We start from the raw sequence: 12,561 nt of genomic DNA, 5'->3' as shown, positions 1-12,561 counted from the left end.
CGGCATCGACTCCGCCGTCCTCGGGCTCGGCCACCGCGACGTCAAGGACCTGCGGCCCGAGGACGTCGTCGCCCCGACCGGCTGGCCCCGGGTGCTGGGCACCGCCGACCAGCAGCACGTCGTCTGAACGGGCGTCCCGGGTGTCGACATGGACACCCGGGATGCCTCATCACTGAAGTATTTTTCTCTTTCCGGCCCTCCCGGGTTCAGTGAGCCGGGGCAACGGTCGAGGACTCCTCCGACAGCGGTCCGTCCAGGTGCTCCACCCGGAGCACGCGGATCGCGGAGGAGCGACGTTGCCCGTCACCCGAAGGTCCCTCGCACGCTGGTGGAGCGACCGCACCATCGCCACCAAGATCGCCGCGCTCGTGGTCACCAGCAGCGTGGGGCTGGTCGCCGTCGGCGGGTTGGCCCTGCACGGCCAGGCGGTGTCCGACGACCTCAGCGGACGCATGCAGGCCGCGGTCGAGGTGCAGGACGAGGTCCAGACGGCCAAGTACGACCTGCTGTGGGCCACGAACTGGCAGAACATCACGGCCTGGAAGTCCCGGGTGGACGGTGGTGAGGTGGCCGCCGCCCCCGACGGGGACAACGTCACGACCTACCGCCAAGCGGTGGTCGACTTCGAGCGGGTCTTCGACCTGGACCGCTCCGAGCTCACCGCCGACGGTCGGACCGCCCTGGACGTCGTCCAGGAGAACTGGACGGCGATGGCGCAGTACAACGACCAGATCTTCGACCTGTGGGCCGCCGGGCAGCTCGACGAGGGCGACGCGGTCTCGGCCGGGCCGAAGTGGGACATCTACTACGTGCTGGCCGGCGGGATGGACGACCTGGTCGCCGCCGTCGACGACCGGGTGGCCGACCTGGCCGCCGAGCGGGCCGACGCCGCGGCCACGACCCGCCTCGTGTCGGTCCTCGCGGCCGCGGCCGCGCTGCTGGTCACGGTCCTCATCGGGACGGCGATCGCCCGCAGCGTCACCCGGGGCGTGCGGGAGGTCCGCGACGGGTTGCAGCGCATCGCGGCCAAGGACCTGTCGGTGCGGGTGCCCGTGCGCGGTGCCGACGAGGCCGGCCAGATGGCGACGGCGCTCAACGAGGTCGGGGCGGTCCTGGGCGAGGTGCTCGCGGGGGCCCGCGACGCGGCCGAGGCGGTGGCGACCTCGACCCGGCAGCTGGAGGGCTCGGCCGGGGCGATGGCGGACTCGGCCCGGGCGACCTCGGCACAGACCGACGTCGTGTCCCGGGCGGCGTCGGAGGTCTCGCGGTCGGTGGCCACGGTGGCCGCGGGTGCGGAGGAGATGAGCGCCTCGATCCGGGAGATCGCGCAGAACGCCAACGAGGCTGCTCGGGTGGCCGCGGGTGCGGTGACCGAGGCGGAGGCGACGAACCAGACGATCCACAAGCTGGGGCTGTCGAGCAAGGAGATCGGGGACGTGGTGAAGGTGATCACCTCGATCGCCGAGCAGACGAACCTGCTGGCGCTCAACGCCACCATCGAGGCCGCCCGTGCCGGTGAGGCGGGCAAGGGGTTCGCGGTGGTGGCCAACGAGGTGAAGGAGCTGGCACAGGAGACGGCGCGGGCCACCGAGGACATCGCCCGCCGGGTGGAGGCCATCCAGACCGACACCGGGCAGGCCGTCACCGCCATCGGGCGCATCGGCGAGGTGATCGGGCAGATCAACGACTTCCAGCTGACCATCGCCAGCGCGGTGGAGGAGCAGACGGCGACGACGAACGAGATGTCGCGCAACATCGCCGAGGCCGCCGGCGGGTCGGAGGAGATCGCGACCAACGTGTCGTCGGTGTCGGCGGCCTCGACGCAGACCACGCAGACGCTGGCCGGCACCCGGGAGGAGGTCGGGAAGCTGGCGCTGATGGCTGCTGACCTGCGCAGCACCGTCGCCCAGTTCACCTACTGATCAGCGGCGCAGCAGGTCCACGCGCCAGTCGGCCTCGGGGTGCCGCCCGCCCCGGGCCCAGGGGCGGACCAGCTCGAGCCGGGTGAGGGCGCCCTCCCGGTCGGCCCACAGCAGGGCCAGGTGGTTGCCGACCGGGGGTGCGCCGTCCAGGGCGAGCTGGGTCGTCGGCGTCTGCGCGTAGAACGCGCGCAGCGCCGACGTGTCCCCGGGCGGCAGCTCGCCGTCCTCGGAGTGCCACACCCGGACGACGTCGGTGTCGGTGGTGATGATCAGCCCGCTCATCGGCAACCCGAGGTTCTCCCCGCCGGTGTCGCCGACGTCGAAGGTGAGCTGCTCGCCGACCGAGGCCGCCCACGGCCGCAGCTGCTCCATGGCGTGCCGGCGCACGAGCTGGCGGTCCAGGTGCGGGTCGGCCGCGGGCCGCCAGCCGTGCTGGCGGTGGATCTGCCGGCTCACGGCCACCCCGGCGACCAGCGCCTCGTGCACCGCGCGCAGCAGGGGTCGCAACCGGGCCAGCGTCGCCTCCCTCGAACCGTCCGCAGCACCGTCCACCCGGCGATCATGCCCGCCGACCCCGGTGGCGGCGCGCGCGCACGGCCGACGTCGGCGGTGCCGCCGCCGCCGAGGTGCTGGATGCGACGCGAGCCGGTGAACTGGACGGTGCGCTCCCGTCGAACCCCGGCGGAGCACGCCCCCCACCCCGAGGAGGTCCACCCGTGGCCACCCGCCCCAAGGCGACCGTCGTCCCTTTCACCCACCACGCCGAGGGCTCCGGTGTCGGCCAGCGCGTGACCGTCGGCGGCGACGCCGGGCACGAGTTCGACGTCGACACCTACCCGGCCTTCGGCGGCCGGGACGCCTCGCCCAGTCCGCTCTCGTACGCGCTCGGCGCGCTGAGCTCGTGCAACCAGATCACCGCCTCGATCGTGGCCAAGGAGCTCGGGGTGACCCTCGGCGCCTGGACCTTCGACGTGCAGGGCGACTTGGACACCGCCGTGATGGTCGGCGGCGAGGAGGGCGACGCGAACTTCGACGCCGTCAGCGTGCGGGCCACCGTGCAGACCGACGCCGACGAGGCCACGTTCGAGCAGCTGCGCACCGAGACCGAGCGCCGCTGCCCGGTCACGCAGCTGTTCCAGCGCTCCGGTCTGCAGTACTCGAGCGACTGGACCCGCGCCGCGCTCTGACCGGGTCGACCCCCTCCGCGGCGAGGGGGCGTCAGCCGCGGTGCCGCTGGGCCCGGCGGGCCGCGGCGGCGCGCTTGCGGGCGGACTCCTCGAGCTGCCGCTGCTTCTGGGCGGCCTCGTGGGCGGCGTGCGCGGTGCCCGCCGGGTAACCGGCCTTGACCAGCCGGTGCTCGGTGGTCTCCGGCATGTAGGCGATCGAGAAGATCAGCCCGAGCGCGACACCCCCGAGCGCGGCCATCGCCCGGATCCAGAACGGGCCGGGGACCAGGGTGAGCACGAGGGCGACCGGGATCGCCAGCTGCACCGCCGCCCGGGCCAGGTGGCGCAGCGCCCAGGTGCGGGTGGTGGTGTCGTGCAGCACCCAGGTGCGGTGCCGCTCGGGCAGCGCGCCACCGAGGGCGTACCAGAGCCAGCGCAGCGGCCCGGGGCGGACGCCGCTCACAGCGCGGGCAGCAGCGTGCCCAGCACCGGGTCCCACTCGGTGACCGTCGCGGACGCGACCACGCCGCGGGTGCCGAACGGGTCGGCGTCGACCCACGCCTGCACCTGCGCCTGGTCGTCGGCGCGGAACAGCAGCAGGGCCCCGGCCGGTGCGGCCGGGCCGAACGGGCCCGACAGCAGCAGCGAGCCGGCGTCGGCCAGCCCGCGCAGGAAGTCGCGGTGCGCGGGCCGCACCTCGTCGCGCAGGGCGACGTCCTCGGTGTAGCGGTAGGTGACGGCGACGATCACGGGGAACCTCCAGGACGACGGCGGGCTGCCCGGTCGATCCTCCTCCCGAGCCCGTCGCCGACCGGCGCGCGGTGGTCCCCCGTAGTGGTGGTTCTCGTATTTGGGCTGTACATGTCGTGCGCGCGGTCGAGAACAGGGGTGTGCACCACCAGGTGCACGCGACCCCGAGGAGAGCCCGTGTTCGCCAGCCGCTCTGCCGCCCGGCCCGACACCGCCGCACCCAGCGAGGCGGAGCTGGACGTCGACGCCGTGACCGCGGTGGTCAACGCGCTGGCGTCGGCCACGGACACCCGCAGCGCCGTGGTGGCCGCGATGACCGCGGTCAAGGACGCCTTCGGGTACGCGTACGCCTCGCACTGGGTCATCGACCCCAAGGACAAGACGCTGCACTTCTCCTCCGAGGCCGGGTCGGTCAGCGCGGAGTTCGCCGCCGTCACCGCCACGGCCACCTTCGCCAAGGGCGTGGGCCTGTCCGGGCGCGCCTGGTCCACCCGCGACCTGGTGTTCACCAGCAACCTGGGCGAGGTCAAGGACTGCGTGCGGGCCCCCGTCGCGCAGAAGGTCGGCGTCCGCTCGGGCATCTGCTTCCCGCTGTTCACCGACGGGGAGGTGACCGGCACGATGGACTTCTTCTGCATGAAGGAGCTCACCCCCAACCCGCGCCGGCTGGCCACCCTGCGCTGCGTGGGCACCCTGGTCTCCCAGAGCATCGCCCGGTTCGTGGCGATGGAGGCCGACCGCAAGACCGCCCAGGACGTCGCCGCCGTCACCTCGGTGCTGCAGCAGCTGACCACCGCCCAGGACGCCGAGCAGGCGCTGGGCATGGCCCTGGAGACCATCCGCACCGGCTTCGGCTGGGCCTACGCCTCCTTCTGGCGGGTCGACCCGGCCGCCGGCGTCCTGCGCTTCGACCGCGAGTCCGGCGACGCCGGTCCCGAGTTCCGCGCCGTGACGTTGTCGGCCACCTTCGCCCCGGGGGTGGGCCTGGCCGGGCGCACCTGGCGCAACCGGGACCTCTTCTTCGTCCCCGACCTGGGCGAGATGACCGACTGCGTGCGCGCCCCCGTCGCGCAGAAGGCGGGCGTCAAGTCCGGTGTCTGCCTGCCGATCATGGTCGGCGGCGAGGTCATCGGCACGATGGACTTCTTCGCCACCTGGACGATGGTGCTGTCCGCCGGCCGCGAGGCCGCCCTGCGCAACACCGCCTACCTGTTGGGCCAGGCGCTGGACCGCATCGCCGCCACCGAGCAGCTCACCAGCGCGGGCCGGGAACTGGTGCTGTCCATCGAGGAGGTCGAGCGCAACGTGCTGTCGGCCACCACCGTGGCCAGCGAGGGGCGCACCCTGGCCGACGAGGCCAACCGGGTGGTGGCCCAGCTGGGTGAGTCCAGCCAGCAGGTCGGGCTGGTCGCGCACACCATCGGCAGCATCGCCGCCCAGACCAACCTGCTCGCGCTCAACGCCACGATCGAGGCCGCCCGGGCCGGCGAGGCCGGCCGCGGCTTCGCCGTCGTGGCCAACGAGGTCAAGGAGCTCGCCCGCGAGACCGCGGCGGCCACCACCGACGTCAACGCCAAGATCAACGCCATCCAGGAGCAGGTCGACGCGGTGGTCGGGTCGCTGGCGTCGATCGGCACCGTCATCGAGACCATCAACGAGACGCAGGCCGTCATCGGCGGCGTGCTGACCGAGCAGGTGGCGGTCACCCGCGCGATCCTGGGCTGAACCCCACCGGGGCCCGGGCCCCGGTGCAACCCGGTGCAACGCAGGCCCGCCGGGCCCGTGGGAAAGTGGGCTGGTGAGCCAGCCCACAGCGCCCCCGTCCGCGCCGACGGACCCCGACGGCCTCGCGGAGGCACTGCGGGGCACCGGTTACCTGCCCGACGAGGGCCTGGCGACGGCGGCGTACCTCGCGCTGGCCATGCACCGCCCGCTGTTCCTCGAGGGCGAGGCCGGCGTCGGCAAGACCGCGCTGGCGCACGCGCTCGCCGAGGTCACCGGCCGCCCGATGTACCGCCTGCAGTGCTACGAGGGCCTCGAGGCCAGCCAGGCGCTCTACGACTGGGACTTCGGCCGCCAGCTGCTGCACCTGCGCGCCGCCGAGGCCGCCGGGGCGGGCGGGGACACCGCGCAGCTCGAGGCCGGGCTCTACGACCGCCGGTTCCTGCTGGCCCGCCCGCTGCTGCAGGCGCTGGAGGACTCCCCGAGCGTGCTGCTGGTCGACGAGGTCGACCGCGCCGACGACGAGTTCGAGGCCTTCCTGCTCGAGCTGCTCAGCGACTTCACCATCTCCATCCCCGAGCTGGGCACCGTGCGGGCCGCGGTGCCGCCGCTGGTCGTGCTGACCTCCAACCGCACGCGCGAGGTGCACGACGCCCTCAAGCGCCGCTGCCTCTACCACTGGCTCGAGCACCCCGACTTCGACCGCGAGGTGGCGATCCTGCGCAGCCGGCTGCCGCAGGTGACCGAGGACCTCGCCCGCCAGGTCGCCCGGGCCACGGCCAAGCTGCGCAGCCTCGACCTGCTCAAGCCGCCGGGCATCGCCGAGGCGATGGACTGGGCCACCGCGCTGCACACCCTGGGTGCTCGCGAGCTCGACCCCGACACCGCAGCCCGCACCCTGGGCGCGGTGCTGAAGTACCGCGAGGACACCGACCGGGTGCACGCGCTGACCCGCGGCGCGCTCTTCGGATGACCTCCCTGGCCTTCGCCGCGGGCGAGCGGCGGCAGCGGGACGTCGTCGAGGTGGTGCTGGGGTTCGCCCGCACGCTGCGGCACGCCGGGGTGGCCGCCTCGCCCGACCGGGTCGAGGCGATGCTCGCTGCCGTCGGCCACCTCGACGTGCTCGACCCCGGCGACGTCTACTGGGCCGGACGGCTGACCCTGTGCGGCAGCCCCGACGACCTCGACCGCTACGAGGCCGCGTTCCACGCCTGGTTCGCCGGCGAGGCCCCCCGGCGCAGCCGCTCCACCGCCCAGCAGGAGCAGCGGCTGGCGGAGTCGGCGCCGCTGAGCGCGCCCGAGGGTGACGGCAGCGAGTCCGAGGAGGAGGCGCCGGACCTGAAGGCCGCGGCCAGCGAGGCCGAGGTGCTGCGCAGCCGCGACGTCGCCGACCTCACCGTGGCCGAGCGCGACCAGCTGCGCCGGCTGTTCGCGCTGCTGGTGCCCGCCGCGCCGATGCGGCCCTCCCGGCGACGCCGGCCCGACCACCACGGCGGGGTCGACATGGCCCGCACCATCCGGCACGCGCTGCGCGACGGCGGCGAGATCACCTCGCTGCGCCACCGCCGTCCCCGACCCCGTCCCCGGCGGGTGGTGCTGCTGGTCGACGTGTCGGGCTCGATGAGCCCCTACGCCGACGCGCTGCTGCGCTTCGCGCACGCCGCCGTCCGGGCCCGGCCGTCCTCCACCGAGGTGTTCACCATCGGCACCCGGCTCACCCGGGTGACCCGCGAGCTGCGGCTGCGCGACCCGGACAAGGCGCTGGCAGCCAGCGGGCACGCCATCCCCGACTGGTCCGGCGGCACCCGCATCGGGGAGGTGCTCAAGGCCTTCCTCGACCGGTGGGGCCAGCGCGGCACCGCCCGGGGCGCGGTCGTCGTGGTGTGCAGCGACGGGTGGGAGCGCGGGGGCACCGAGCTGCTGGCCGAGCAGATGGGCCGGCTGCAGCGGCTGGCGCACAGCGTGGTGTGGGTGAACCCGCACAAGGGCCGGGCCGGGTACGAGCCGCTGACCGGCGGGATGCAGGCGGCCCTGCCCGCGGTTGACCACTTCGTGGCCGGGCACAGCCTCGCCGCCTTCGAGCAACTGGCAGGAGTGATCGAACGTGCGTGATGTGCTCGCGGACCTGGTGGGGTGGTGGGAGGCGGGGGAGACCGTCGGCATGGGCACCGTCGTCGCCACCTGGCGGTCGGCGCCCCGGCCGGCCGGGGCCTCGATGCTGGTCGGGCCCGACGGCACCGCGGTGGGCAGCGTCTCCGGCGGGTGCGTCGAGGGCGCGGTCTACGAGGAGGCCAAGGACGTCGTCGCCCAGGGCACCCCGACCCTCGAGCGCTACGGCGTCAGCGACGACGACGCCTTCGCCGTGGGCCTGACCTGCGGCGGCATCCTCGACGTCTACGTCGAGCCGATCTCGCGCGAGACGTTCCCCGAGCTGGGCGAGGTCGCCGAGTCCGTCGCCGCGCACGAGCCGGTGGCCACGGTGACCGTCGTCCGGGGGCCCGAGGACCGGCTGGGGCACCGGCTGGTCGTCTGGGAGGACCGCACGTCGGGCACGCTCGGCTCCCGGCGGCTCGACGACGCCGTCACCGACGACGCGCGGGGCATGCTGGCCGCCGGCCGCACCGCGACCATGACCTACGGCCACGACGGCGAGCGGCGCGGCGACGAGCTCACCCTCTTCGTCTCCAGCTTCGCGCCGCCGGCCCGCATGGTGGTCTTCGGCGCCATCGACTTCGCCGCCGCCGTCGCCCGGGTCGGGGCCTTCCTCGGCTACCGGGTCACCGTCTGCGACGCCCGGCCGGTCTTCGCCACCGCGCGCCGCTTCCCCGACGCGCACGAGGTCGTCGTCGAGTGGCCGCACAGCTACCTGCAGGCCGAGGTCGACGCCGGCCGCATCGATGCCCGCACGGTGCTCTGCGTGCTCACCCACGACCCGAAGTTCGACGTCCCGCTGCTCGAGGTCGCCCTCGACCTCGACGTCGCCTACGTCGGCGCGATGGGGTCACGGCGCACGCACGACGAGCGGCTGGAGCGGCTGCGCGAGGCGGGCCTCACCGACGACCAGCTCGCGAAGCTGTCCAGCCCGATCGGCCTGGACCTGGGCGCCCGCACCCCCGAGGAGACCGCCATCAGCATCGCCGCGGAGATCATCGCCGGCCGCTGGGGCGGGTCGGGCGAGCGGCTGACCGGGGCCAGCGGGCCGATCCACGCCTCCGCCGACCGGTGAGCGCGCTCAGCCCGGGGTGAGGTGGTCGGCCGGGTCGGCGGGCAGGCCGAGCGGGACCGAGGTGGGCCCGGCCTCGGCCGGCCGGGGCCGGTCCTGCGGGTGCAGCCGGACGGCGACCAGGGCGATGTCGTCGTCGTTGCGACCGTCCACCAGCCGGGCCACCAGCCCGTCGCACAGCTCCTCCAGCGTGCCCCCGGCGAGGTCCACCACGGCCTCGGACAGCCGGGCCATGTCGTCGTCGAGCGTGCTGGCCCGCCGCTCGACCAGGCCGTCGGTGAACAGCAGGATCGTCGAGCCGCGGTCGAGGGTGATGACCTGCTCGGTGCGGCTCGTGGCCGGGTCGACGCCCAGCAGCAGGTTGCCGCGCCAGTCGGCGAGGACGGCCAGCGAGCCGTCGGGGTGCACGACGACCGGCGGCAGGTGGCCGGCGTTGGACCAGACCATGCGGGTCACCCCGCGCAGCAGCTCCTCGGCGGTCTGCTCGAACCGGGCGACGGCGGCGGTGGCCAGCGTGGGCACCTGCAGCACCTGCATCGCGGCGTCGAGCCCGCGCAGCACCTCGGCCGGGCCGGCGTCGCTGTAGGCGGCGATGCCCCGCAGCAGGCCGCGCAGCTGCCCCATGGCCGCGGCGGCCTCGATGTCGTGGCCCACGACGTCGCCGATGACCAGCATCGTCGAGCCGCTGGGCTGCAGGAACGCGTCGTACCAGTCGCCGCCGACCTTGGCCGACTCGGTCGCCGGGATGTAGCGGACCACGATCTCGGAGTGGTTGGGCGCCGGCGGCTCGGTGAGCAGGCTGCGCTGCAGGCCCTCGGCCACCTGCGACTGGCTCATCAGCAGCGCCGCGTTGTCCAGGGCCAGCCCGACCCGGTCGGCGACGTCGCGCGCGGTCGACTCGTCGTCGAGGTCGCGGGGCCGCCCGGGGCCGGAGAACAGCGTCAGCGCACCGCGCACCCGGTCGCGGCCGCGGATGGGCAGCACGAGGCAGTCGGCGACGTCCATCGCCCCGTAGAGGTCCAGGGCCTCACCGGGGGCGAGGGTGGCGCGCACCTCGGCGGCGGTGGCGCGCACCTCCTCCCCGCCGGCCAGGGCGCGGGCCAGCGGGGAGGTCAGCGACTGGGCGCCGAGGCGCACCTGGGCGTAGCGGTGCAGCGCCGCCCGCTGGGCGGGGTCGGCGTGCCACGAGCCGACGTCGCGTGGCCGGCCGTCGTCCTGCAGGAGGGTGACGACGCAGCCGTCGGCCAGACCGGGCACCACGAGGGCTGGGAGCTCGGCGACCGCCGCGGGCACGTCGGTGGCGTCCACGAGCGAGCGGGCGACCGCGGCCAGCAGGGCCAGCCGAGCGGCGGAGTCCTCGGCCCGCCGCTGGGTGAGCGTGCGCTGCGTGGTGTCGGTGAAGAACAGCGACAGGCCGTCGGGAGAGGGCCAGCAGAGCACCTCGTAGTAGGCGTCCAGCGGTGCCGGGTAGTAGGCCTCCACGTGCTGCGGCAGTCGCGTCCGCACCGCCGCGCGGCAGGCCTGCTCGACGTCGCCGCCGACGGGGTCGGGGAACGCCTCGGTGGCGCTGCGGCCCAGCAGCTCGTCGCGCGGGCGCCCCAGCAGGCGCTCGGCGGCGGTGTTGACCACGGTGAAGCGCCAGTCGTGGTCGAGGGAGAGGTAGCCGGTGGGCATGGCCTCCAGCACGCGGGCGGTGCGGGCCTCGCCGTCGTGCACCGCGGTGGTGTCGTAGGCGACGCCGATCAGCCGCTCGGGCGCGCCGTCGGCGTCGGGCAGGGCGTGCCCGCGGGCCTGCACCCAGCGGTTCTGGCCGTCGGGCAGCACGATGCGGTACTCGGCCTCGTAGAAGCCGAGGGTGTCGATGGCGCGTTGGATGGCGTGCGACACGCGGTCGGCGTCCTGGGGGTGCACCGCCTTGGTGAAGGCGGCGATGTTGCCGTCGAAGGTGTCGGCGGTGAGACCGAAGATCTCCAGCAACCGGTCGTCCCAGGTCAGCACATCGGTGGCCAGGTGCCAGTCGAAGCTGCCCACCTGCCCCGCGTCCATCGCCAGCGCCCACCGCGTGCGGTCGGCGTCGTGATCGGCGGCCATCGCCTCGGTGCGCCGCTGCACCCCGCGCAGCTGCAGCTCGGAGCTGCAGGCGTCGGCCAGGTCGCGCAGCACCGCGAGGTCGGTGGCCGACCAGTCGTGCGGCTCGCCGTCGATCGCGCACAGCGATCCCACGACGGCGCCCTCCTGGTCGCGCAGCGGGATGCCCGCGTAGGCGACCACGCCCAGGTCGCGGATGGCCAGGTTGTCCCGCACCAGCGGGTGCTCCCGCGCGTCGGGGACGACCAGCGGCTCCTCCGACCGCACGACGTGCTGGCAGAAGGAGTGGCTGAGCGGGGTGCGGCGCTCGCCCTGCCACGGCTCGGGCAGGCCCAGGGAGCCGGGGAACACCTGCTCCTGCTCCGACACCAGCGTCACCAGCGCCACGGGCACGCCCAGCTGCGCCCGGACCAGCCGGGCGAACCGCTCGAAGGCGGGGTCGGACTCCGCGGGCAGCGGGGTCGACGACGGGAGACCGGTGCTCACCTGATCTCCGTCCCGCGGCGTCGCCCGGGGGTGGATGCCGACCCGAGCGCGGTCACCCTACGTCGTCGCGGGCCCGTCGGCATGACCACGACGGGTGGGACGAGCCCGGCAGGTGCCGGATCGCCCACCCGTCGGCGCAGGTCAGGGCAGCTCGACCTTCTCGTTCTCGCCGACGTCGGCGCGCTCGCCGCTGGCCTTGGCCTTCACGAAGCTGATCGCGGTGGCCACCGCGCCCGGGGTGTCCCAGTACTCGGCGCTGCTGCCGTCGACCTTGATGAGCACCACCGACGGGTCCTCGGGGCCCTGCGGCAGCCAGGCCTCGGCGCCGGAGTTCCACAGCTCCTTCTTCTTCGCGACGTCGGAGACGACGCTGCCGTGCCCGGCGATCGACACCCAGCTGCCCCCCGAACCGGTGGTGACGTTGACGTTCGGGTTGCTGGCGATGCTCTGCGCGGGCCCGCCCTGGGCCTCGGCGAAGAACCACAGGTCGCCGTCGAACTCGACCTCCTGCAGCGACATCGGGCGGCTCTGCAGCGAGCCGTCGGCGCCGACGGTCGTCAGCATCGCGATCTTCTCGTCCGCCACCAGCTCGCGGACCTTCTCCACACCGTGCTCGGCCACCGGTTCCTCCTCGTCGAACGCACTTCTCGGTCCGGCCTCCCATGCCCGCGACCTGCCCGGACGAACCACGGAGGGGACCATGGACCGGTGACCGGGGTGGAGATCGTCGCGCTCATGGCGTCGCGGGAGCACCGGTACGGCGGGCGGCCCGGCGAGGTGGTGCCCGAGCAGGAGGACGACCGGCGCGACGAGCTGGTCGTGCGGGCCGGGTTCGGCATCGTCGGTGACCGGTACGCGGGCCGGCCCGCCCACCGCGACGCCGCGGTCACCGTGCTGGCGGTGGAGTCGCTCGAGGCGTTGGCCGCCGACCTCGGCGCACCGTCGTTCGACCCGCTGCTGGCCCGCCGCAACGTCGTCGTCCGCGGGGCCGACGTCGAGGCGCTGCGGGGGCGGACCTTCACCCTGGGAGGGGTGACGCTGCTCGGCGGTCGGGCGGCCCACCCCTGCCGCTGGATGGACGTCGTCCTGGCCCCCGGTGCGCACCGCGGCCTGCGCGGCCGCGGCGGCGTGCGCTGCCGCCCGCTCTCCGACGGCGTCCTCCGCCTCGGCCCGGCGGAGCTGGTGGTCGACCCCGCCGGGTGAC

The 12,561-nt window shown here is 74.6% G+C and carries 12 protein-coding genes; 7 read left to right on the top strand and 5 right to left on the bottom strand.

The window, feature by feature from the left end:
• Positions 1 to 296 precede the first annotated feature (296 nt).
• Positions 297 to 1,922 carry a methyl-accepting chemotaxis protein gene (locus tag TEK04_RS20420; protein WP_336406211.1) on the top strand — a complete coding sequence of 542 codons (1,626 nt, stop codon included), beginning with the start codon at positions 297 to 299 and terminating at the stop codon, positions 1,920 to 1,922.
• On the opposite strand, the gene TEK04_RS20415 is transcribed toward TEK04_RS20420, so the two are convergent.
• Positions 1,923 to 2,474: a hypothetical protein gene (locus TEK04_RS20415; protein WP_336406210.1), complete on the bottom strand. Its 552-nt coding sequence runs from the start codon at positions 2,472 to 2,474 to the stop codon at positions 1,923 to 1,925.
• Positions 2,475 to 2,638: 164 nt separating this feature from the next.
• On the opposite strand from TEK04_RS20415, the gene TEK04_RS20410 reads away from it, so the two are divergent.
• Positions 2,639 to 3,109, top strand: a complete 471-nt coding sequence (locus TEK04_RS20410) for an OsmC family protein (RefSeq protein WP_336406209.1) — start codon at positions 2,639 to 2,641, stop codon at positions 3,107 to 3,109.
• A gap of 31 nt (positions 3,110 to 3,140) precedes the next feature.
• Here TEK04_RS20410 and TEK04_RS20405 read toward each other — a convergent pair whose 3' ends face one another.
• Both TEK04_RS20405 and TEK04_RS20400 read right to left on the bottom strand, forming a co-directional pair.
• Positions 3,141 to 3,551: a DUF5313 family protein gene (locus TEK04_RS20405; protein WP_336406208.1), complete on the bottom strand. Its 411-nt coding sequence runs from the start codon at positions 3,549 to 3,551 to the stop codon at positions 3,141 to 3,143.
• Positions 3,548 to 3,838 carry a YciI family protein gene (locus TEK04_RS20400; RefSeq protein ID WP_336406207.1) on the bottom strand — a complete coding sequence of 97 codons (291 nt, stop codon included), beginning with the start codon at positions 3,836 to 3,838 and terminating at the stop codon, positions 3,548 to 3,550. Before TEK04_RS20400 ends, TEK04_RS20405 begins: the two co-directional genes overlap by 4 nt.
• Before the next feature lie 177 nt (positions 3,839 to 4,015).
• Here TEK04_RS20400 and TEK04_RS20395 point away from each other — a divergent pair, with 177 nt between their 5' ends.
• The 4 genes from TEK04_RS20395 to TEK04_RS20380 all read left to right on the top strand — a co-directional run bounded on the left by TEK04_RS20395 (position 4,016) and on the right by TEK04_RS20380 (position 8,786).
• Positions 4,016 to 5,563, top strand: coding sequence for a GAF domain-containing protein (locus tag TEK04_RS20395; protein ID WP_336406206.1), 1,548 nt, complete (start codon positions 4,016 to 4,018; stop codon positions 5,561 to 5,563).
• A gap of 73 nt (positions 5,564 to 5,636) precedes the next feature.
• On the top strand, positions 5,637 to 6,533 hold the full coding sequence (locus tag TEK04_RS20390; protein ID WP_336406205.1) for an AAA family ATPase: 897 nt from the start codon (positions 5,637 to 5,639) through the stop codon (positions 6,531 to 6,533).
• A complete protein-coding gene (locus TEK04_RS20385; RefSeq protein ID WP_336406204.1) occupies positions 6,530 to 7,672 on the top strand; it encodes a vWA domain-containing protein in 1,143 nt (380 codons plus the stop codon). The genes TEK04_RS20390 and TEK04_RS20385 overlap by 4 nt, the downstream gene beginning before the upstream one ends.
• Positions 7,665 to 8,786 (top strand): XdhC family protein, encoded by a 1,122-nt coding sequence (locus tag TEK04_RS20380; protein WP_336406203.1) that lies wholly within the window; start codon positions 7,665 to 7,667, stop codon positions 8,784 to 8,786. The genes TEK04_RS20385 and TEK04_RS20380 overlap by 8 nt, the downstream gene beginning before the upstream one ends.
• A 6-nt stretch (positions 8,787 to 8,792) precedes the next feature.
• Here the strand turns inward: TEK04_RS20380 and TEK04_RS20375 are convergent, their stop codons facing one another.
• Positions 8,793 to 11,357: a SpoIIE family protein phosphatase gene (locus TEK04_RS20375; RefSeq protein ID WP_336406202.1), complete on the bottom strand. Its 2,565-nt coding sequence runs from the start codon at positions 11,355 to 11,357 to the stop codon at positions 8,793 to 8,795.
• A gap of 141 nt (positions 11,358 to 11,498) precedes the next feature.
• Positions 11,499 to 11,978: a pyridoxamine 5'-phosphate oxidase family protein gene (locus TEK04_RS20370; protein WP_336406201.1), complete on the bottom strand. Its 480-nt coding sequence runs from the start codon at positions 11,976 to 11,978 to the stop codon at positions 11,499 to 11,501.
• A gap of 87 nt (positions 11,979 to 12,065) precedes the next feature.
• Here TEK04_RS20370 and TEK04_RS20365 point away from each other — a divergent pair, with 87 nt between their 5' ends.
• Positions 12,066 to 12,560, top strand: a complete 495-nt coding sequence (locus tag TEK04_RS20365) for an MOSC domain-containing protein (RefSeq protein WP_336406200.1) — start codon at positions 12,066 to 12,068, stop codon at positions 12,558 to 12,560.
• The last annotated feature ends 1 nt before the right edge of the window (position 12,561 follow it).

It is taken from the genome of Klenkia sesuvii, from assembly GCF_037083825.1.
GTDB lineage: Bacteria > Actinomycetota > Actinomycetes > Mycobacteriales > Geodermatophilaceae > Klenkia > Klenkia sesuvii.
This window is presented reverse-complemented; position numbering and strand designations above follow the sequence as displayed.

Bases quoted from the DNA above. Each gene is read 5' to 3' on its own strand.
- TEK04_RS20385 (WP_336406204.1), top strand. From the start codon at position 6,530: ATGACCTCCCTGGCCTTCGCCGCGGGCGAGCGGCGGCAGCGGGACGTC.